The sequence below is a fragment of the Paenibacillus darwinianus genome (assembly GCF_000598065.1).
In the GTDB taxonomy this organism is placed as follows: domain Bacteria; phylum Bacillota; class Bacilli; order Paenibacillales; family Paenibacillaceae; genus Paenibacillus_I; species Paenibacillus_I darwinianus.
Genome location: NZ_KK082138.1, coordinates 88523 through 110172 on the forward strand (window position 1 = coordinate 88523; position 21650 = coordinate 110172).

22 protein-coding genes and 1 pseudogene are annotated in these 21650 nt (G+C 56.4%); 22 read left to right on the forward strand and 1 reads right to left on the reverse strand.

Features of this window, described 5'->3' with window-relative positions:
• From BG52_RS15590 to BG52_RS04210, 20 genes and pseudogenes are all read left to right on the forward strand, one after another.
• Window positions 1–301: pseudogene (locus BG52_RS15590) on the forward strand (insulinase family protein); the annotation flags it as partial.
• The gene (gene ymfI / locus BG52_RS04120; RefSeq protein WP_036579378.1) at window positions 298–1044 is read left to right on the forward strand and encodes an elongation factor P 5-aminopentanone reductase; all 747 of its coding nucleotides are present in this window, start codon (window positions 298–300) and stop codon (window positions 1042–1044) included. The pseudogene BG52_RS15590 and the gene ymfI, both read left to right, overlap by 4 nt.
• Window positions 1045–1181: 137 nt before the next feature.
• Window positions 1182–1436 (forward strand): DUF3243 domain-containing protein, encoded by a 255-nt coding sequence (locus BG52_RS04125; RefSeq protein ID WP_036579380.1) that lies wholly within the window; start codon window positions 1182–1184, stop codon window positions 1434–1436.
• Window positions 1437–1599: 163 nt separating this feature from the next.
• Window positions 1600–2364: a DUF3388 domain-containing protein gene (locus tag BG52_RS04130; RefSeq protein ID WP_036579381.1), complete on the forward strand. Its 765-nt coding sequence runs from the start codon at window positions 1600–1602 to the stop codon at window positions 2362–2364.
• Between the two features lie 24 nt (window positions 2365–2388).
• Entirely contained in the window at window positions 2389–3342 is a 954-nt protein-coding gene (locus BG52_RS04135; RefSeq protein ID WP_051587909.1) for a helix-turn-helix domain-containing protein, read from the forward strand.
• 110 nt (window positions 3343–3452) lie between these two features.
• Complete coding sequence (locus BG52_RS04140) at window positions 3453–3944, forward strand: YajQ family cyclic di-GMP-binding protein (RefSeq protein ID WP_036579384.1); 492 nt, start codon at window positions 3453–3455, stop codon at window positions 3942–3944.
• A 129-nt stretch (window positions 3945–4073) separates the two neighbouring features.
• Window positions 4074–5402, forward strand: a complete 1329-nt coding sequence (gene rimO, locus BG52_RS04145) for a 30S ribosomal protein S12 methylthiotransferase RimO (RefSeq protein WP_036579385.1) — start codon at window positions 4074–4076, stop codon at window positions 5400–5402.
• Complete coding sequence (pgsA, locus tag BG52_RS04150; RefSeq protein ID WP_036579388.1) at window positions 5399–5974, forward strand: CDP-diacylglycerol--glycerol-3-phosphate 3-phosphatidyltransferase; 576 nt, start codon at window positions 5399–5401, stop codon at window positions 5972–5974. Before rimO ends, pgsA begins: the two co-directional genes overlap by 4 nt.
• Before the next feature lie 158 nt (window positions 5975–6132).
• Window positions 6133–7383 carry a competence/damage-inducible protein A gene (locus BG52_RS04155; protein WP_036579389.1) on the forward strand — a complete coding sequence of 417 codons (1251 nt, stop codon included), beginning with the start codon at window positions 6133–6135 and terminating at the stop codon, window positions 7381–7383.
• A 211-nt stretch (window positions 7384–7594) separates the two neighbouring features.
• Window positions 7595–8647: a recombinase RecA gene (recA, locus tag BG52_RS04160; RefSeq protein WP_036579392.1), complete on the forward strand. Its 1053-nt coding sequence runs from the start codon at window positions 7595–7597 to the stop codon at window positions 8645–8647.
• A 172-nt stretch (window positions 8648–8819) separates the two neighbouring features.
• Complete coding sequence (locus tag BG52_RS04165; protein ID WP_051587910.1) at window positions 8820–9521, forward strand: RecX family transcriptional regulator; 702 nt, start codon at window positions 8820–8822, stop codon at window positions 9519–9521.
• 176 nt (window positions 9522–9697) lie between these two features.
• Window positions 9698–11236, forward strand: coding sequence for a ribonuclease Y (rny, locus tag BG52_RS04170; protein WP_036579394.1), 1539 nt, complete (start codon window positions 9698–9700; stop codon window positions 11234–11236).
• Window positions 11237–11329: 93 nt separating this feature from the next.
• Window positions 11330–12121: a TIGR00282 family metallophosphoesterase gene (locus BG52_RS04175; protein WP_036579397.1), complete on the forward strand. Its 792-nt coding sequence runs from the start codon at window positions 11330–11332 to the stop codon at window positions 12119–12121.
• A 150-nt stretch (window positions 12122–12271) separates the two neighbouring features.
• Entirely contained in the window at window positions 12272–12532 is a 261-nt protein-coding gene (locus BG52_RS04180) for a stage V sporulation protein S (protein ID WP_006211249.1), read from the forward strand.
• Window positions 12533–12645: 113 nt separating this feature from the next.
• On the forward strand, window positions 12646–13590 hold the full coding sequence (locus tag BG52_RS04185; protein ID WP_036579405.1) for a dipeptidase: 945 nt from the start codon (window positions 12646–12648) through the stop codon (window positions 13588–13590).
• A gap of 220 nt (window positions 13591–13810) precedes the next feature.
• Entirely contained in the window at window positions 13811–15544 is a 1734-nt protein-coding gene (locus BG52_RS04190) for a 2-oxoacid:acceptor oxidoreductase subunit alpha (protein WP_036579407.1), read from the forward strand.
• Between the two features lies 1 nt (window position 15545).
• On the forward strand, window positions 15546–16412 hold the full coding sequence (locus BG52_RS04195; protein WP_036579410.1) for a 2-oxoacid:ferredoxin oxidoreductase subunit beta: 867 nt from the start codon (window positions 15546–15548) through the stop codon (window positions 16410–16412).
• A gap of 101 nt (window positions 16413–16513) precedes the next feature.
• The gene (gene pduL, locus BG52_RS04200) at window positions 16514–17083 is read left to right on the forward strand and encodes a phosphate propanoyltransferase (protein ID WP_036579413.1); all 570 of its coding nucleotides are present in this window, start codon (window positions 16514–16516) and stop codon (window positions 17081–17083) included.
• A 100-nt stretch (window positions 17084–17183) separates the two neighbouring features.
• The gene (miaB, locus tag BG52_RS04205; protein WP_036579416.1) at window positions 17184–18740 is read left to right on the forward strand and encodes a tRNA (N6-isopentenyl adenosine(37)-C2)-methylthiotransferase MiaB; all 1557 of its coding nucleotides are present in this window, start codon (window positions 17184–17186) and stop codon (window positions 18738–18740) included.
• A gap of 35 nt (window positions 18741–18775) precedes the next feature.
• Window positions 18776–19303 (forward strand): YlbF/YmcA family competence regulator, encoded by a 528-nt coding sequence (locus tag BG52_RS04210; protein ID WP_036579418.1) that lies wholly within the window; start codon window positions 18776–18778, stop codon window positions 19301–19303.
• Window positions 19304–19534: 231 nt separating this feature from the next.
• Here the strand turns inward: BG52_RS04210 and BG52_RS04215 are convergent, their stop codons facing one another.
• The gene (locus BG52_RS04215; protein WP_036579421.1) at window positions 19535–20143 is read right to left on the reverse strand and encodes a biotin transporter BioY; all 609 of its coding nucleotides are present in this window, start codon (window positions 20141–20143) and stop codon (window positions 19535–19537) included.
• A gap of 97 nt (window positions 20144–20240) precedes the next feature.
• Between BG52_RS04215 and BG52_RS14780 the strand changes: the two genes are divergently transcribed.
• Together BG52_RS14780 and BG52_RS04225 are read left to right on the forward strand one after the other, a co-directional pair.
• Window positions 20241–21293, forward strand: a complete 1053-nt coding sequence (locus tag BG52_RS14780) for an energy-coupling factor ABC transporter ATP-binding protein (protein ID WP_051602281.1) — start codon at window positions 20241–20243, stop codon at window positions 21291–21293.
• A gap of 35 nt (window positions 21294–21328) precedes the next feature.
• A partial coding sequence (locus BG52_RS04225; RefSeq protein ID WP_144340727.1) for an ATP-binding cassette domain-containing protein occupies window positions 21329–21650 on the forward strand: 322 nt, incomplete at its 3' end.

Genomic DNA, 21650 nt, shown 5'->3' on the forward strand with positions numbered 1-21650 from the left:
CCTCCCCGACGAGCTGCTGGCGCGGATTCGGACGGCGATGGACGGGATCTTGCGGCAAGGGCTTGACCCGCAGGCGTTCGAACGCACAAAGCGCAAAAGGGTCGGCGGTTATTTGCGGATGCTGAATTCGCCGGAATCGATCGCCAACGAATTTACGCGTTACCGCTTCCGTGGCGGCGACCTGTTCGAGCTGCTCGAGCTGTACGAGTCGATCACATTGGACGAAGCGAATCAGCGGATGCGCGGGCATTTCGATTGGGATCAGATGGCGGTGTCGGTCGTCAGGAAGGAGCAGGCATGAAACCGCTTAGCGAGATGACGGTGCTGATTACCGGCGCAAGCCGCGGGATCGGCGCCGCCATCGCCGCTCGTTTCGCGGCGGAAAGGATGAACGTCGTCATCCATTACCTGCATTCACACGAAGCCGCGAACGAAACGGCCAGAAGGTGCATGGCCAGCGGCGCCAATGCGATGACGGTATCGGCGGATATCCGCTCCAGGGAGCAGCTGCTGAGGATGAAGGAAAAGCTAGAGCAGCGGGGGATGGTCCCAGATATCGTCGTCAACAATGCGGGCATTTCCCACTACGGTATGCTGGCGGATGTCGCAGACGAAACTTGGGACGATATTATGGCGGTCAATTTGAGGGGCATGTTCTTAACCACGCAGCTGTTCATGCCGGCCATGATCGCCCGGCGCTACGGTCGAATTGTCAACGTCTCCTCGGTGTGGGGGTTGTCCGGCGCCTCCTGCGAGGTGCTGTACTCTACGACAAAGGGCGGCATGAACGCTTTCACCAAAGCGCTGGCCAAGGAATTGGCGCGCTCCGGCATCACGGTTAACGCCGTTGCGCCGGGTGCCGTCGATACCGCCATGCTGGGAAATCTGGAGCTGTCCGAGAAAACGGCGCTTCAGGAAGAGATCCCCGCCGGCCGATTCGCCCAGCCCGATGAAATCGCCTCGCTCGTTTATTTTCTTTCCTTGCCCGAATCCGGCTACATAACCGGTCAAATCATAAGTCCCAACGGCGGCTGGGTTACTTGACGGGGCGTCGCGACGGGACGGCCGAAACATTTTCACGCCATTATTCGTCGAATAAGAAGCGTACGCTTGGCTCACACTAGAACTGTTGATCATTCCTTTATTATGGACATACCAAATCAAAGGGAGGCGACGAAGGCATGGCAACGGTCCTGGCGAAATTCGATCATTGGAAACATTTTTTGGGCGAGCGCGTGGAGGCGGCCAAAAAAATGGGGATGGACGAGGAGAAAATTAGCAAGCTCGCTTTTGAAATCGGACAATTTCTGGACGAGAAGGTCGACCCCAAAAACGATGAGGAACGCGTGCTGAAGGAATTGTGGGATGTAGGCGACGAGCAAGAACGCAAAACGATCGCACGTCTGATGGTTAAATTGGCGGATTCGAACGCGTAATATCGTTTTGCAGAGAGCCTCCCGAATCAGGGGGCTTTTCTGCGATGTTCTGCGAATTAAGGCAGGAGATTGGCGGATTTTGTAGAATGTTTTATCCATGGAAGCAATTGCGCGCTTGTCGCGTTCGTTTTGCTCGTTATTAATTTCATCCTTGAGGTGGCTAATGGAACTGAAGCAATGGTATATGGAGTACAAAATACATAAAAACCGCCCCGGTCTGCTTGGCGATATCGCCTCTCTGCTGGGGATGCTCGAAGTGAACATCATCACGATCAACGGGGTGGAGGACCGAACGCGCGGGATGCTGCTTCAAACCGACGACGACGAGAAAATCGAGCTGCTCGGCAAAATGCTGAAGAAGGTCGACAACATTACGGTAAACGCGCTCAGACCGCCCAAGCTGGTTGATATATTGGCCGTCCGTCACGGCCGTTACATCGAACGGGATTCCGACGACCGCAAAACGTTTCGGTTTACAAGGGACGAATTGGGTTTGCTTGTCGATTTTTTAGGTGAATTGTTTAAGAGGGAAGGCAATCAGGTGGTCGGTCTCCGGGGCATGCCTAGGGTTGGCAAGACGGAATCGATCATTGCGGGAAGCGTATGCGCCATGAAGCGCTGGACGTTCGTTTCTTCCACCATGCTGCGCCAGACGGTACGGTCCCAACTGTCGGAGGAAGAGATGCACCCCGGCAACGTGTTCATCATCGACGGCATTGTCAGCACGATCCGTTCCAATGAGAAGCATCATTTGCTGCTTCAGCAAATCATGGCGATGCCCTCAACGAAGGTGATCGAGCATCCCGACATTTTCATCAAAGAATCCCATTATGATTACAGCACGTTCGATTGCATCATTGAGCTGCGCAATACGCCAGACGAAGAAATCACCTACGAAACGTTCACCGCCAACTACACTGAGATGTAAATCGAACCCGAAGGAGGCAGGAGCATGTCGGAATTAGGCGATCTGCTGCGAAAATCCCGCGAGCAGCGGGGCTACTCGCTTGAAGACGTTCAGGAAATGACCAAAATAAGAAAAAGATACCTGGAAGCGATCGAATCCGGCGACTATAAGATGCTTCCTGGCAATTTTTATGTCCGGGCGTTCGTGAAAAATTATGCGGAATCGGTCGGACTTGATTCGGAAGAGGTGCTGCGGCTCTATGCCAAGGAAATTCCATCCGCTTCTCCCGAGCCGATGGAGGAGCAGCCGATGCTGCAAAAACGCCGGTCCTCCTCCGCGCGATCGGGCGACCGTATAAGCAAATGGGGCTTTCGGCTGTTGATGTGGTCTTTTCTCATTCTAATAGCGGTCGTGGTGTATGTGTATGCGATTGACAGGCAGAACGGCGCCGGAAACGAGACTGCGGACAACGGGCCGAGCATGACCGATGAGGCCAGGCCGCCGGACGTAACGGACAATAAAGGCAATACCGCCAAGCCGGGTGCCGGTGCGGATGCGGGGACGAACGGCAACCAAGCGGAGACGCAGACTCAGCTGGAGCCTACACCCGCGCCGGAGCCAATACGGCCGGCGACTGCGCTTACGTTCGTGGAGGCGGTCAACAGCACGACGGACAAGTTCGCGATCAATACAGCCGGCGTTCATAAGTATGAAATTACGGTGGCCGACGGCCAGCAGAGCTGGATCGAGGTACGCCAAAATAATAGTAAGGGCCAGAAGTTTCATTTTAAGACGGAAACAGGCCCCTTCACCGTCTCGTACGACATCGAAGGGACGGTATGGTTGAATATCGGCGCAACCCCGTACGTTGAAGTGAAGATCGACGGCGCGCTGCTGGATGACGGCGACAAAACGCGCAGACGCTTCATTATCGAGCCGCCCGCCGCGGGAGCGGCCGACCAGGGGGCTGCGGCAGCCACGTCGGCTGGCGCAGGCTGAAGCAAGCAGACAAGCATGCTTGCGCCGCTTGCGGAGGGTGCTTTTTCTTTTGCGCCGGTTCCGGTATAATGTGGTTCGTGAGTAAAGCTTTCGGATAAGGAGTGGCGTGGATGAGTTCGGAAAGTTCATTCGATATCGTGTCCAAGGTTGATATGCAGGAGCTGAACAACGCGATCCAGCAGGCGGAGCGGGAGATCGAAACCCGATTCGACTTCAAAGGCAGCAAGAGCAGCATCAAGCTGGAGAAGGAAGAGCTGGTCGTGGCTTCGGAAGACGATTACAAGCTGAAAAGCGTGATCGATATCCTGCAGGGGAAAATGGTGAAGCGCGGCGTGCCGATCGGCAACCTGGAATACGGTAAAATCGAGCCGGCATCGCTCGGCACGGTCCGTCAGCGCATCAAGCTGAAGCAGGGCATCGATCAGGACGCCTCCAAAAAAATCAATATTCTGATCCGCGATTCGAAGCTCAAAGTGAAGAGCCAGACGCAAGGCGACCAGATTCGCGTCACGGGCAAGAGCCGGGACGATCTCCAGGCGGTGATGCAGCTGTTGCGCGGCGCCGATCTGGGTGTCGAGCTGCAATTTACGAACTACCGTTAATGACGATAAAATCCCCGAAATGCCGCGATTTTAGCGGGTTGCCGGGGTTTTTTCCATTTTTGACAGGCTGTAAACCGTTGTATTATACTTGTTTAAACAGCTTCACGGAGAACGTTTGGGGGATGCGGCATGACTGAAAGAGTGAAAGTGGTTACGCTCGGCTGCGAGAAAAACCTGGTCGATTCCGAGATCATGTCGGGGCTCATCCACGGCCGGGGCTACGAGCTGGTGGAAGCGCCGGAGGACGCCACGGTCATCATTGTGAATACATGCGGTTTCATCGATGCGGCCAAGGAAGAATCGGTCAATACGATTCTCGACTTGGCCGATTTAAAGGAGACGGGGCGCCTCAAAGCGCTGATCGTATCGGGCTGCCTGACCCAGCGGTATAAACAGCAGTTGATGGAAGAGATGCCCGAGATCGACGGTATCGTCGGCACGGGAGATTTTCATCACATCAACGACATCGTGGATGAGGCGCTGCGCGGCAAGAAGCCGGTCAAGGTCGGCAATCCGGTCTTCGACTACGAACAGGCGCTGCCGCGCATGGTTGCGACCCCTCGGTACACGGCCTATGTAAAGATCGCCGAGGGCTGCGACAATGCCTGCACCTTCTGCAGCATTCCGATCATGCGGGGCAAGTTCCGCAGCCGGTCGATCGAATCGATCGTGGCGGAGGTGGAGCTGCTTGCCGCCCAGGGTGTCCGCGAGGTGAGCCTGATCGCGCAGGACTCGACGAATTACGGAGTCGATTTGTACGACACGTTCATGCTTCCGGGCTTGCTGAACCGGGTAAGCGCGGTGGAAGGCATTTCGTGGGTTCGCCTGCATTATGCTTATCCAGGTTTTTTCACGGACGAACTGATCGAAACGATCGCCTCCAACCCGAAAATCTGCCAATATATCGACATGCCGTTGCAGCACAGCGAGGACGGCATTCTGAAGCGGATGCGCAGACCGGGCCGCCAGCGCGACGCCCGCGAGTTGATCGCGAAGATCCGCGCCCGCATGCCGGAAGCGGCAATCCGCACGTCCATCATCGTCGGCTTCCCCGGCGAGACGGAGGAGGACTTCAATCGGCTGTGCGATTTTGTGCGCGAGATGCAATTCGACCGGCTGGGTGTGTTCACTTACTCTTGCGAGGAAGATACCCCCGCTTCCCGGCTGCCGGATCAGGTTGCCGACGAGGTAAAGGAATGGCGGGCGAATACGCTGATGGAAGTGCAGCGCAGTGTGTCCAAGGACCTTGGCGGCAAATATATCGGCAAAGTCATCGAAGTGCTGGTGGAACGCTATGACGGCCGCAGCGATGTGTTTATCGGCAGATCGCCGTTCGATGCTCCTGAGATTGACGGCGAAGTGTTCATAACCGGCTGCACGCCGGAAATCGGCTCGATTCAGAAGGTCCGCATCACGCATGCCTATGAGTTTGACTTGTCCGGGGAGGTAGTCGCGTGAATTTGGCCAACCGCATCACGTTGGCGCGCATTTTCCTCGTGCCGATCATCATGTTCTTTCTGTTGGTGGAGTTGAATTTACGCCCGATTCAATTCGCCGGATTTTCGATTACATATGAGCAGATTCTGGCGACGCTCATCTTTATTATCGCCGCGAGCACGGACGGGCTCGACGGTTACATCGCCCGCAAAAACAAGCAGGTGACCAATCTCGGCAAGCTGCTTGATCCGCTCGCCGACAAGCTGCTGGTCGCGGCGGTGCTGATCTCGCTGGTGGAGATGAATAAGCTGCCGTCCTGGATCGCCATTGTCATCATCAGCCGCGAATTCGCCGTTACGGGACTGCGGCAGGTGGCGCTGCTCGAGGGCCGAGTCATCGCCGCGAGCAAGTGGGGCAAATGGAAAACCGCCATCCAGATCACGATGATCATCGCGCTGCTGCTCAACAATTTTCCGTTTGCCTTTGTCGATTTCCCTTTTGATATGATAGCCAGTTGGCTGGCGGCAATTATTACGGTCTACTCGGGTATCGATTATTTCGTGAAAAACAAAAATATTATTCCGGTGGAGTGACGGCAGCCGCGCCATTCCTCCCACCGCTGCCGACCTGCGGCGGCGGGGGACCCGACATCATTCCGCAAGGAATGATGTTTTTTGTAGCCCGGAATTTTATGCGACATTTATTGTAAGGCGGTTCAGAAGAAGGAAACCGATCGAAAGGGGCGCACAGCATGAAAGCGGAAATCATCGCTGTCGGCACCGAGCTGCTGCTCGGTCAAATCGTCAATACTAACGCGCAATTTTTATCTCAAGGGCTGGCGGGTCTCGGCATCGACGTCTATTTTCAGACGGTTGTCGGCGATAACGAGGCAAGGCTCCGTCAGGCGATCGATATCGCCCGCTCCCGGGCTGATCTGCTGCTGTTTACTGGCGGACTTGGCCCGACGCAGGACGATTTGACGAAGGATGCGCTTGCCGCGTATCTGGGACGAGGGCTCGTCATGCATGAGCCTTCGATGGCCAAGATCGAGAAGCTGTTCGCTTCGCGCGGCATCCATATGGTGGAAAGCAACCGCAGGCAGGCGCTTATGATCGAAGGGGCGGATCCGCTCGACAACGAGACGGGACTTGCCGTCGGCAACGCGCTTACCGCTGACGGCACGCATTACGTGCTTCTTCCGGGACCGCCGCGTGAGATGAGGCCGATGTTCGAAGGCCCGGCGGCCGACTGGCTGCAGGAAATTACCGGGGATATGAAACCGCTGTATTCGCGGATTTTGCGGTTCGCGGGAATTGGCGAGTCGTCGCTCGAGGCGGCTTTACTGCCGCTGATCGACGGACAAAGCGATCCGACGATTGCGCCCTATGCGAAGGAAGGCGAAGTGGCGCTTCGGATTTCGACCAAAGCGGCCGATAAAGCCGAGGCGTTCGCGCGGATCGACGCGACGGTCACCCAAATCGAGGCGGTTGCGGGATCCTATTTATATGCAAGAGAGGACGTGCCGATCGAGCAGGAGGTTATTACGCTGCTGCGCAACACGGCGACAACGGTCGCCACTGCCGAGAGCTGCAGCGGCGGTCTGTTGGCGGAGCTTTTAACGAACGTCGTCGGCAGCAGCGGCGCGTATGCGGGTGGCTTCGTCACGTATACCAACGGGATGAAGCATGCGCTGCTCGGTATCCCGATGGCGCAGCTCGAAGGGCCGGGGGCGCCGGGGGCGATCAGCGAATCCACCGCCGCGTTGATGGCGGAGCGGACCCGAGAGATCGCAAATACCGATTATGGGGCCGCAATCACCGGCGTGGCCGGTCCGGCGGAATCGGAAGGCAAGCCGGTCGGGCTCGTCTACGTCGCCGTCGCCGCACGGGGCAAGCCGACGCAAACGTTCGAGCTTCAGTTGAACGGCAACCGCAGCACAATCCGTATCCGCGCGGTGAAACAGGCGTTGTACCGGCTCTGGCGGACGATGGGGAACGTGTGACGAATTGGTGAAAACAGTTGTCAAATTGCGCCTTCATGTCTATAATTTGAACTAGTTCACGGAAGAACCGTAGCGAAGATTACTTTGCTGCGGTTTTTATTTTGCCGTGGTAAGGCGATCGTGAAAAAGCGAATATATGTTCGAAAAAATGCTTGTTCACGGTACTAAAATGAGGTATCATTAACTTATCACGGAAAAGGATGTGGTAGTGTTGTCAGATCGTCGCGCCGCATTGGAAATGGCTTTGCGCCAAATCGAGAAGCAGTTCGGTAAAGGTTCTATCATGAAATTAGGCGAGCAGGCCGGCATGCAGGTAGAAACCGTGCCGAGCGGATCGCTCGCATTAGATATCGCTCTCGGGATCGGAGGATTGCCGAGAGGCAGGGTAATCGAGATTTACGGACCGGAATCTTCCGGTAAGACGACCGTCGCGCTTCATGCGATCGCGGAAGTGCAGCGAATCGGCGGACAAGCGGCGTTCATCGACGCCGAGCACGCGCTCGACCCGCTTTACGCGAGCAAGCTTGGCGTCAACATCGACGAGCTGCTCCTGTCGCAGCCTGATACGGGCGAGCAGGCGCTGGAGATTGCCGAAGCGCTTGTGCGCAGCGGCGCCGTAGACATCATCGTCGTGGATTCCGTTGCAGCGCTCGTTCCGAAGGCGGAAATCGAGGGCGACATGGGCGATTCGCACGTCGGTCTTCAGGCCCGTCTGATGTCGCAGGCGCTCCGGAAGCTGTCCGGTGCGATCAGCAAGTCGAAGACGATTGCCGTCTTCATCAACCAGCTTCGTGAGAAGGTCGGCGTCATGTTCGGCAATCCCGAGACGACCCCGGGCGGACGCGCGCTGAAATTTTATTCGAGCGTCCGGCTTGACGTCCGCCGAATCGAAACGATCAAGCAGGGCAACGACATGGTGGGCAACCGTACCCGCATCAAGGTTGTGAAGAATAAGGTCGCTCCGCCGTTTAAGCAGGCGGAGATCGATATCATGTACGGGGAAGGCATTTCCAAGGAAGGCAGCTTGATCGATATCGGCACGGAGCTGGACATCGTGCAGAAGAGCGGAGCCTGGTTTTCCTATAATGGCGAGCGTCTCGGGCAAGGCCGCGAGAACGCCAAGCAGTTTCTGAAGGACCGCACCGACATTGCGGCCGTCATCGAGAAACAAATCCGTGAGTCGAGCAACCTGTCAGCCAACGCAGCGGGCGCTGCTTCGCTCGGGGCAGACGAGGACGATGAGGATTTCGAAGATCTGGTTTAATTGCGGTCATTTTGTAGTAACCGCCTCATATTGTTTGCAAGGCAGAAGGCACCTTATTGAAAAGGTGCCTTTTTTTAGAACTGTGTTAAAGTCTGATGCGAATTCAATCGTCCATGAGAACATAAGAAGGAACCGACAGCAGTAATTTAGAATTGAGAAAGGGGAGAGAGCTATGCTATCCGGGCCCGGGGAAGAAGCACTGGCCGGTGCGTTCCGCATCTCCTCGGTGGAGAAGGTCAGGAAGCAGCGAGGCCGTTATTTCATTTATCGGGAAGGCCAAGAGGAGCCGGTCCTGTCCGTTCATGAAGATATGTTGATCCGTTTCCGTTTACTGAAAGACGCATGGGTGACGGAAGAGGACCTCCGCCTGATCGAAACCGAGGACGGCAGGCATCGCGCCTACTCGCAGGCAATCGCGTATTTGGGAGCGAAGCCGCGGACGCGCAAGGAAATCGAACGTTATCTGGCTCGCAAGGAGCTGGATGAGGAAACGATCCGCGAAACGGCCGACCGGCTGGAAAGCGAGCGGCTGATCGATGACGCGGATTATGCCAAAATATTCACGAGCCAGCGGGCCGGCTCCCATGCCAAAGGAAGAATGCTGATCCGGCAGGAACTGATACAGAGGGGCATAGGAAAGTCCGAAGCGGCGGAGGCGATCGAGGCGATCGATCCCGACATGGAGCGGGAGGCGGCGATCAAAGCCGCGGTCAAACGCTGGCCGTCATTAAAGGGAGAATTGCGGGAACGGAGGCGTAAGCTGGCACAATTTTTGACACGCCGCGGCTATCCGTCCGGCGTCGTTCGCGAAGCGCTGAAGACGGTCGCAACCTCGCAGGAAGACAATGACGGCTTGGATTGGCTTGACAATTGAATTTACATACAGCTAAAATAATTCTGTATTCCTTCATTCTTAGAATCGATTTTCCTTCCAAAAATTGATTCGAATTGATTTTTATCGACAAAAGTCTTACATCGGTATGAAAACCGGCTTGAAAACCAAATATGATCCAATGCTTTTGCTTTGGTGACAACGAGGAGGTGAGAAAGATGCTAGAAATCTGGATCCCGATCGTTCTCGTTGTTGGCGCGATTTTCTTTGGGGTAGGTTATTTTGTTCGAAAGTCGATTGCCGAAGCCAAAATCTCCAGTGCGGAGCAAGCTGCAGGGCAGATCGTTGAAAATGCCAAAAAAGAAGCGGACGCACTGAAGAAAGAAACGGTGCTCGAAGCAAAAGACGAAGTCCATAAACTCCGCAGCGAAGCCGAAAGAGACATTCGTGAGCGCCGCAATGAAGTGCAGCGTCAGGAAAGACGGTTACAGCAGAAAGAGGAGTCGCTGGATAAAAAACTCGAAGCGCTGGAACGCAAAGAAGAGCAAGTGGCCAACAAGGAGAAACGAATCGAGGAAACGCAGGAGCAAATTGATTCCATCTATAAACAGCAAATTCAGGAGCTGGAGCGGATTTCGAACCTGTCGACGGAAGAAGCGCGTCAAATTATTCTTGCCAATGTCGAGCAAGAGGTTCGCCACGAAACCGCACAGATGATCAAAGAAATCGAGCAGCAGGCCAAGGAAGAAGCCGACAAAAAGGCGAGAGACATTATCTCGCTCGCGATTCAGCGTTGCGCGGCGGATCATGTGGCCGAGACAACGGTATCCGTCGTCGCGCTGCCGAATGAGGAAATGAAAGGCCGTATCATCGGTCGTGAAGGTCGTAACATCCGCGCTCTCGAAACTTTGACCGGTATCGATCTCATTATCGACGATACGCCGGAAGCGGTCATATTGTCCGGGTTTGATCCCATTCGCCGCGAAATCGCGCGTACCTCATTGGAGAAACTGGTTGCCGACGGCAGGATCCATCCGGCCCGCATTGAGGAAATGGTTGAAAAATCCCGCAAAGAAGTGGATGAACGGATTCGCGAATTCGGGGAACAAGCGACGTTCGAGGTTGGCGTTCACGGGTTGCATCCGGACCTGATCAAAATTCTCGGACGCCTCCGTTATCGGACAAGCTACGGCCAGAACGTGTTGAAGCACTCGATGGAGGTCGCTTACTTGACCGGTTTGATGGCTGCAGAGCTAGGGGGAGACGTCACGCTTGCACGCCGGGCAGGTCTCTTGCACGACATCGGCAAAGCGCTCGACCACGAGGTGGAAGGCTCGCACGTCGAAATCGGCGTAGAGCTGGCGAAGAAGTACAAGGAGCATCCGGTCGTCATCAACAGTATCGCATCCCATCACGGCGACGTGGAGGCAACCTCCGTCATCGCCATGCTGGTAGGCGCGGCCGACGCGTTATCCGCCGCCCGTCCAGGCGCCCGGAGAGAGACGCTCGAGACGTACATCAAACGGCTGGAGAAGCTGGAGGCAATCTCCGAATCCTTCGAGGGCGTCGAGAAGTCTTACGCGATTCAGGCCGGACGCGAGGTTCGCGTCATGGTGCAGCCCGAGAAAATCGACGATACGGAAGCGTTCCGTCTGGCGCGTGACATTACGAAGAAGATCGAGGGAGAGCTGGATTACCCGGGTCATATCAAAGTGACGGTCATACGCGAAACGCGCGCAGTGGAATACGCAAAATAACGGCCCGGAACGGGCAGACTGAAAAGTGGCTGGCTACCAGCCGCTTTTCGTTTTTTGGAGAGACCCTGTGGGATACAGAGGAGGTTATGGAGAGTGAAAGTTTTGTTCGTCGGCGACATCGTCGGCAATACCGGCCGAAGCGCGCTCAAGCAGGTGCTGCCGTCGCTGAGAAGCAAATACAATCCGCATATCATCATCGTGAACGGCGAGAACGCCGCAGCCGGCCGCGGCATTACGGCCCAGATTGCCCGCGAGTTTTTTGAGTGGGGGGTCCACGGCATCACGATGGGCAATCATACATGGGATAATAAAGACATATTCGAATGGATCGACGAGGAGCCGCGAATCGTGCGGCCGGCCAATTTTCCGGAAGCGCCCGGCAGAGGCAGCGCCCTGATCAAGGCGAACGGCAAGACGCTGGGCATCGTGAATTTGCAGGGACGCACATTTCTGCCGCCGATCGATTGTCCGTTCCGCAAAGCCGACGAGCTGGTGGACGCGCTCCGCAAGCAGACGCCCTGCGTCCTGGTCGATTTTCATGCGGAAGCGACCTCCGAGAAAATCGCCATGGGCTGGTACCTTGACGGCCGCGCGTCGATCGTTGTCGGCACCCATACGCATGTACAGACGAATGATGATACTATTTTGCCGCAGGGAACCGCTTATTTGACGGATTCGGGCATGGTTGGCTCGAAGGAAGGCGTGCTCGGGATGGAGCGCTCGGCGGTCGAGCATCGTTTCCTGACACAGCTCCCGGTCCGATTCACGGTCGATGAAGGCAAGTGGCAGTTTCACGGGCTGCTCGCGGAGCTCGACGATTCGACGGGCAAGGCGAAATCGCTGGTGAAATTAAGACTGACGGAGGATGAATGGCTGCTGCTGTAGATATACGGCCGGGTCTCCTAGGCTTCTGTTCACGGGTCAATCGTCACGCAATTCCAAAAAGTTAGTCCGGAATAAGCAGGAATTTTATTTCCCTTCTCGAATAAGATGGAGTAATGGATTCCATCCATCATTCCCGAGGAGGTACTTTCCATGGAAGTATTAAAAGTTTCAGCAAAGTCCAATCCAAATTCCGTTGCTGGCGCGCTGGCGGGCGTTCTGCGTGAGCGCGGCGGGGCAGAATTGCAGGCCATCGGGGCTGGTGCGTTAAACCAAGCGATCAAGGCGGTTGCCATCGCGAGAGGATTTGTAGCGCCCAGCGGGGTGGATCTGATCTGTATTCCGGCATTTACCGACATCGTTATAGACGGGGAAGACCGTACGGCAATCAAGCTGATTGTCGAGCCTCGGTAAGAAAATGGTTTAAATTGAACGGGAACGAGCGGAATTCCATGACCTGTTTACATTGTAAGCAGGTTTTTTTGTGCGGTGCGGCGCAAACGAATGGCAAAGGGAGGCCGGATTGTATGCGTAACGGGACGTTCGACCTGCATTGCGACGTGCTCAGCAAGCTGCTGACAGGGGAGGCGACGGCATTCGCGGGAACCGGATCGGAAAAGCTGGATGTGACCTATGAGAAGTTGATTGCATCCGACGCCTGGCTGCAGACGTATGCCATCTATTTGCCGGAGAGCTACCCGAGCACGTTCTCGTCCATATTGCAATGTGTCGATTTGTTTTACCGTCATATCGCATCCCGGGCGGAAGTCGCCTTTGTACGCTCCGCTGCGGAGCTTCAAGCGGCGGTAGATAGCGGACGGTTGGGGGCGATGCTGTCACTGGAGGGTGCGGACGGCCTGCAAGGCGATTTCACCGCCCTGCGGATCTTGTATTATCTCGGCGTCCGCTCGCTCGGTCTCACCTGGAATTATGCCAACTGGGCGGCCGACGGCGTGATGGAGCCGCGCGGGGGCGGCCTTACGAGGCAAGGGCGCAAGCTGGTCCAGGCGTGCAACGGGCTTGGGATATTGCTCGATGTGTCCCATTTGTCGGAAAGCGGGTTTTGGGACGTTGCCGATCTGACGGACGCGCCCGTCATCGCTTCGCATTCCAATGCCAAGTCGGCATGCGACCATCCGCGTAATTTATCCGACGATCAGATCCGCGCGATTATCGCCATGGGCGGACTGATTGGAATAACCTTCGTTCCATGGTTCGTCAGTAACAAAGAAACCGTTACGATCGACGACCTCTTGCCGCACATCGATCGGATCTTAAGTCTCGGAGGAGAAAAAACCCTGGCCTTCGGCAGCGATTTTGACGGGATCGACCGCCATATGACCGGATTGGCTGATCCGACCGGCATTTCCCCGCTTCGCAACGAGCTGGAGCACCGCTATGGAGACACCTTGGCGATGGCTTGTTTGCGGGACAATGCACTGCGGTTTTTCCTGAAGCAACTGCCGAAATAAACCGCAAGGACTCCGTTCTCGTTTTGATATGAATTCAATCGCAAAGAACTATGTTTGCAATTACTTGAAATGGCTTGAAATTTCAGGCCGGGAGACATAGAATTTATTTGACTTATTAAAAAGATTTATATGCCGAAACGTGTCGACTACCGTCTTGCTGGGGGCCAACTGACCCTCGAAAGGCGTTGGCGCGCGCGACCACAAAGAGGAGTTGGACATTTTGATTAGTCAATTGTCTTGGAAGATCGGGGGACAACAAGGTGAAGGCGTCGAAAGTACGGACCGGATCTTTTCCACGGCGCTGAACCGGCTTGGATATTATCTTTACGGATATCGTCATTTCTCATCCCGCATCAAGGGCGGTCATACGAACAACAAAATCAGAATCAGCACGACTCCGATGCGTGCCATTTCGGACGATTTGGATATCCTGGTCGCTTTTGACCAAGAGAGCATTGATTTGAACGCGCACGAGCTTCGGCCGGGCGGTGTCATCGTGGCGGACGCAAAGTTCGGTCCGACGATTCCGGAAGGCGTCGACGCGCAATTGTTCGCGGTACCGATCACGTCGATCGCGGAGGAGCTCGGAACTTCCCTTATGAAAAACATGGTGGCATCCGGCGCCTCCTGGGCTCTGCTCGGATTGCCGACCGAGGTGTTTAATAAAGCGGTTGAGGAAGAATTCGGCCGCAAAGGTCCGGCGATCGTCGAGAAGAACATCGAAGCCGTCAAGCGCGGCTCGGAATTCGTACTCGCGCAAGCCGGCGGCCCGCTTGAGGCATTCCGTCTCGGCGAGGCGGACGGCAGGCAAAAGCTGTTCATCATCGGCAACGAAGCGATCGGCTTGGGAGCGGTTGCGGGCGGCTGCCGCCTGATGTCCGCTTATCCGATCACACCGGCTTCCGAGATTATGGAATATTTGATCAAGAAGCTGCCTAAGTTCGGCGGCACGGTCGTACAGACCGAAGACGAAATTGCAGCCGTTACGATGGCGATCGGCGCCAACTATGCCGGCGTACGGACCATGACGGCATCCGCAGGCCCCGGCTTGTCGCTCATGATGGAGGCGATCGGCCTCTCGGGCATGACCGAGCAGCCGCTCGTCATCGTCGACACGCAGCGCGGCGGCCCATCGACAGGCCTGCCGACGAAGCAGGAGCAATCGGACCTGAACGCGATGGTATACGGCACACACGGGGAAATCCCGAAGGTCGTCATTGCGCCGGCCTCGATCGAGGACTGCTTCTACGACACGATCGAAGCGTTCAACATTTCGGAGCAATATCAAGTTCCGGTCATCGTCATGACCGACCTGCAGCTGTCGCTCGGCAAGCAATCCTGCGAGGTATTCGACATCAATTCGGTTGAAATCAAACGCGGCAAGCTGGTCAGCGGCGTGCCTGCGCTCGAAGATAATAAATTGTTCAAGCGTTACGAGCTGACGGAAGACGGCGTTTCGCCGCGTGTTCTGCCGGGCGAGAAAGGCGGCCTGCACCACGTAACGGGCGTCGAGCACGACCAGGAAGGTCGCCCCTCCGAGAATGCGTTGAACCGCAAACGAATGATGGACAAACGTCTCGGCAAGCTGAACAGCCTGCTCATCCGCGACGCGCTGCGCATGGACGCGCCGCATGAAACGCCGGATCTGCTGATCATCGGCATGGGCTCCATCGGCGGCACGATCGACGAAGCGAGAGAGCGTCTTTCCGCCGACGGCATCACAAGCAACCATATTACGATTCGTCAGATTCACCCATTCCCGACCGAGCAGCTTGCGCCTTACATCGCGAAAGCGAAGCAGGTGCTGGTGATCGAGAACAACGCCACGGCTCAGCTTGCAGGCCAAGTTAAGCTGCACGTCGGCAGCGGCGACAAAATCCGCAGCTTCCTGAAGTACGACGGCAACCCGTTCCTGCCTTCCGAAGTGTACAAAGCCTGCAAGGAGATGAACTGAGATGGCAACATTTAAAGAATTCCGCAACAACGTTAAACCGAACTGGTGCCCGGGCTGCGGAGACTTCTCCGTCCAGGCGGCCATTCAACGCGCGGCAGCGAACGTCGGCCTTGAGCCGGAAAGCCTTGCGGTCATTTCCGGTATCGGCTGCTCCGGCCGGATTTCCGGTTATATTAACGCTTACGGCTTCCACGGCATCCACGGCCGCGCGCTGCCGATCGCGCAGGGCGTGAAGCTGGCCAACCGCGAATTGACGGTTATCGCTTCCGGCGGCGACGGCGACGGCTTCGCAATCGGCATGGGCCACACGGTTCATGCGATCCGCCGTAACCTGAACATCACGTACATCGTTATGGATAATCAAATCTATGGCCTCACCAAAGGCCAGACGTCTCCTCGAAGCGCGGAAGGCTTCAAGACGAAGTCGACGCCGGAAGGCTCGATTGAGTCTACCCTGTCGCCGCTGGAGATCGCCCTGTCCGCAGGTGCGACTTTCGTAGCCCAGTCGTTCTCGAGCGACCTGAAGCAGCTGACGAGCCTGATCGAGCAAGGCCTCCGGCACGAAGGCTTCTCGCTGATCAACGTGTTCAGCCCTTGCGTCACGTTCAACAAGGTAAACACATACGACTGGTTCAAGGAAAACATCGTCAATCTGGAGCAATATCCGGATTATAACCCGCACGACCGCGTGGTCGCTATGAACAAGATCATGGAGACGAACGGTATGCTTACCGGCCTTATTTATCAGAACAAAGAGCGCAAATCGTATGAGGATATGATCTCCGGCTTCCAGGCCGAAGGTCTGGCCAAGCAGGACCTGAAGCTTGATGCCGCACAATTTGACAAATTGGTGGCGGAATTCCGTTAAACCGCATCATTACCAAGCATGCGGCTCCATGAGCCGTATGCTTTTTTTCGTGTTTAGGGTAAATTGAAAGGGACACAGCCAAAGAAAGGGAGAAGATTTTCATGAAACAAGTACCGGTGGGGGTTTCGGCCAGACATATTCATTTGTCGCAGGAGCATGTTGTGTTCCTGTTTGGAAAAGGCGCAGAATTGACCGAGTTGAAGCCGCTCTCTCAGCCAGGCCAATTCGCGGCCAACGAGACGGTAGAGGTAATCGGGCCGAAGGGCTCTTTTCCGAAGGTTCGTATACTCGGTCCGGCCCGCAAGCGCACACAGCTCGAGGTTTCACGCACCGACGCCTTTGCGTTGGGGTTGAAGCCGCCGGTTCGGGAATCCGGGAACATTGCCGGTACCCCTGGCATTACGATCAAAGGACCGGCAGGCGAATTGGCGATTGAAGAAGGCGTGATCGTTGCAGCGCGCCATATTCATTTTCACACGTCGGATGCCGAGCGCTGGGGCATAGCGGACAAGCAGCGGTTGAAGGTGCGGCTGGGCGGCGAACGGGGAATGGTGCTCGAGAACGTGGTGGCGCGGGTATCGCCGGATTTTGCGCTTGATATGCATATCGATACGGACGAGGCTAACGCGGCGGGCGCATTGACCGGCGACACGGCGGAAATCGTGGATTGATAATCTTTTCGGGACTGCCGGAGGTAATGACTAGAAGTAGCGACTGCGTGCTTTTCGTGCTATAATTTAAGGGTTATTGCAATAGCGGAGGGTGACGCAAGTGGCAAATGAAACGAAGGACTACTCCAAATATTTCGACTTTAAAGGCGCAAAAATCATCTCCGAAGACGAGACCGGCAAAAAAATCCGGATCGGCGGTCGGGATATTCATATTGTTTCCGAGCCGAATTACCGGCAGGAGAAGCAGCGGGGCAAAGAGGACGTCAAGGTGCTGTACGACGAGGCGGTGCCGGAAGAGCTTAGGACGATCGGCAGCGGCAAGCATTATCTGATTTATACGTATGGCTGTCAGATGAACGAGCACGACACGGAAGTGATGAAGGGTCTGTTCGAGCAGATGGGCTATACCGCGACCGAGGACCGTCAGCACGCGGACGTCATTCTGCTGAACACCTGCGCAATCCGCGAGAACGCAGAGGACAAGGTATTCGGCGAGCTCGGTCATCTGAAGCATCTGAAGACCGAGAAGCCGGGGCTCATTCTCGGGGTATGCGGCTGCATGTCCCAGGAGGAATCGGTCGTCGGGCGTATTCTGCAAAAGCACGCGTTCGTAGATCTGATCTTCGGCACGCACAACATCCACCGGCTGCCGCAGCTGCTGCAAGGCGCGCTGTACAGCAAGGAAATGGTCGTCGAGGTCTGGTCCAAGGAAGGCGACATCATCGAGAACCTGCCGAAGAAGCGGGAAGGCATGCGCGCCTGGGTGAACATCATGTACGGTTGCGACAAGTTCTGCACGTATTGCATCGTGCCTTACACGCGCGGCAAGGAGCGCAGCCGCCTGCCGGAGGACGTCATCGCGGAAGTGCGCGAGCTGGCGCGGCAGGGCTACAAGGAAGTGACGCTGCTGGGCCAGAACGTGAATGCGTACGGGAAGGATTTCGCGGACCGGACGTACCGCTTCGGCGACCTGATGGACGATATCCGCAAAATCGATATCCCGCGCATCCGGTTCACGACGTCGCATCCGCGCGATTTCGACGATCATCTGATCGAGGTGCTCGGCAAAGGCGGCAACCTGGTAGAGCATATCCATCTGCCGGTGCAATCGGGCAGTACCGAGATTTTGAAAAAAATGAGCCGCAAATACAGCCGGGAAACGTATCTCGAGCTGGTGCGCAAAATCAAGGCCGCCGTGCCGGGCGCCGTGCTGACGTCGGACATCATCGTGGGCTTCCCAGGCGAGACCGACGAGCAGTTCGAAGACACGATATCGCTGGTACGGGAGGTCGGCTTCGATTCCGCCTACACGTTTATTTACTCCCCGCGCGCGGGTACGCCTGCGGCCGAGATGGAAGACAACGTGCCGATGGATGTCAAGAAAAAGCGGCTTTACCGGCTGAATGAGCTGATCGGCGAGCAAAGTCGGATTGGCAACGAAGCGTTGCGCGGGCAGATCATCGAGGTGCTCGTCGAAGGCGAGAGCAAAAATAACGCGAACGTCCTGGCCGGACGGACGCGCAGCAACAAGCTGGTCCACTTGGAAGGTCCGAAGGAATGGATCGGGCAATTCGTTCACGTTAAGGTCACGGAGGCGCAGACATGGTATGTCAAGGCGGAACCGGTTACGAAGCATAAGGCTGAAGCGGTGTCCTGACGGACGATGACCGCGTCATAAGGAGAGGGAAACAGATGGCAGAGCGGCATACGGCAACAAACGAAGCATCGCGCGCGCATGAAGGGCACAGCCACGGTCATGATCAACATCATGGGCACGACCACGGTCCGGACGGCTGCATGATCCCGAAGTTCGATACGCGAGACCTTTTGATCCGGGATGACATTATGGCGAAAGCAAAGGAAATCGCCGACATGATTTATACGTCGGAGGAGGTCAAGCATTATCGCCTGGCAGAAGCGCAAATCAAGGGAAGTGAGCGTGTGCAGGCATTGATCGCCCGGATGAAGAAACGGCAGAAGGAGCTTGTCGCCTTCCAGTCGTTCCAGAATCAGAAGATGGTCGACAAGATCGAAGGCGAGCTGGTCACGCTTCAGGAGGAACTCGACGGCATTCCGATCGTAGACGAGTTTCAGCAGAGCCAGGCGGATATCAACTATTTGCTGCAGCTGGTCATGTCCGTTATCCGCGATACGGTGGCACAGAAGCTGGACGTGGAGACGGATAACACCGAGGATGCGCCTGAAGAGTGCAGCGACTGATCGGGTAACGCGAAAAAATCCCGAATAATAAGCGAAGCTCCGGAGCATAAACCGATTGCTCTGCGGGAAACCTGCAACAAGAACAGAGCCGGCCGGGCGTTGTGTAGACTCACAGCACCCGGCCGGCTCTTTACAGCATAGTCCATATATGATCCCTCCCATTTGCGGCTTTGAACATTCATACTCGCAAATGGGGGCGACTCGAACATATAGGGGTTGAATCAGCGGTTGTCAGTTGTCGGCCGCAGCCGGCAAACCGGTTAACTGGCTTGAGGATTTCCGTTTCCAGACCGGCACATAGGCTTGCAAAGCTCCTGTAACGACGGTTGCGACCACCGCTTTGGCGGCATCGCCGGCCAAGTAAGGATAAGCGCCCAGCGCCATCGCTTTGGAGAACGGCCAATTGTAGACGGCAGCCAGCCACGGGACACCGCCGACATAGCTGAGCAGCGATCCGAACACTTCGAAGCTCAGGAACAGCAGAAAGTAGAAGAGCACCGGACTTTGGCGGCGGATGTTCGATTTGAAAAGCTTGCCCGTGAAATAACCGACGGCGAGCGTACAGATCGGGAACATGAGGATAAAGCCCCCGGTGCCGCCTTTTATATAGCCGATTCCTCCTTGACCGTGCAGCAGCGGGAGACCGAGCGCGACGAGCGCGACCACGATGCCGATGCTCAGAAAACCGTAGCGAGCGCCGAGAAACGCGCCGGCCAGCATAAGAGCAAAATTCTGAAGCGTGATTGGCACCGGCGAGAAGCCCAGCGGGATGGTGACGGCGCTCATGGCGACGAATAGCGCGGCAAACAATGCGGTGTAAACCAGGTGACGAATGGACATGATTGCATCAACTCCTTGTTTTTGTTAACCTATCTATGTTATATCGGTTAACCAAAATGGATTTTAACATACAGTCCTGGATTCGAAAAGAGGGCCGGTGAACTTTTTGCAAACGTTGAATACGAAGCCTCTGATTATAAAGGCGGTTTCTGTCCATGCCGAAAGGGACGACGGACGGAAAACCCGCTTGCTTGAGAACGTATCGATCCAGCTGAATCAAGGAGAATGGGTAGGGTTGGTCGGTCCGAACGGGAGCGGCAAAAGCACGCTTGCGATGCTGCTCGCCGGACATCCCCAGGCCGCTGCGGGCGGGGCGGCGTTGTTTGATGGCTCGATGGACCGCGGCTTTGCCGGTACCGAACCGCTGCCGTTCGTCACGCAGGACCCGGATGCGGCGATCGTCGGCTCTACGCCGTGGGAGGATGTGCTGCTTGGCCTGGAGCAAAGGGCGGAGGCGGGCAAAGCCGCCTCGATCGTCATAAGAGCGGAGGAAATTCTGCGCGGCTGCGGGCTGTGGGACGTTCGCCACCGGCCGGTTGAGACGCTGTCGGGCGGTCAGCGCCAGCTCCTGGCAGCCGCCGGGTGCAGCGCTTTCGGCGCGCCGCTGCTTGTGTTCGATGAGGCGGGGGCGATGCTGGATGCCGCCTCGCGCGCGGAGGTGCTGGGAGGGGCCCGAGCCATTTGGCGCTCCGGCGCAACGGTGGTATGGATTTCCCACCGTTTGGAGGAGCTTGAAGCTGGAGACCGGATCATAGCGCTCCAACAAGGATGCGTTGCGTTCGACGGGACCGCAGAATCGTTTTTTGAGCCGGAGAGCGGGTGCGGAATGCCGGTGGTTGCGTACGCGGCAGAGCTTGAGGGCGGAAAGCCGACGGGGGCGTACGGGGCGAAGTCTGAGGTCGGTAAGCCGGAGGGAATGTGCGCAGCAGCGTCTGAGGGCGGAAAGACGAAGGAATTGTACGTGGCACCGCCCGAGGGAGACCGGCGGAGTGCTTGCGAGAGGCTCGGCTATCGGCCTCCGTTTGCTGTCGAGACCGCTTTGGCGTTAAGGGAAATGGGCTATCGGCTTGAACCTCTGCCGTTCAGTAAATTTTATAGGGGAAAGAGCCGATATTTAGAGGTAACGAATAATCGGCTCTTTTTTAATTGACGGAAATAGGCGGTGACGGAAGCGGCGGCGAACTGTTGCGCAGCGTAAGCCTTTGCATGGTGCCGGGCACCGTTACACTGATTGTCGGAAGGAACGGAGCTGGCAAGTCGACGCTGCTTGAGACGATGGCGGGGCTCCGCGCCTTGAAGTCCGGACGGATCGAAGTGGATGGGCAGCCGCTATGGCGCGGCGCCAAACCACGGCGGGAAGCGCTGCTTCGCTACGGAGCCGCCCTGCAGCGCAGTGAATCCCAATGGTTCGCCCGGAGCATCCGGGATGAGCTTCATTATTCGATGAAGCCGTACGGCTTCGACGGGCATGAACGAGAGCGGCGCGCAGCCGACGCGCTGCGGCAGG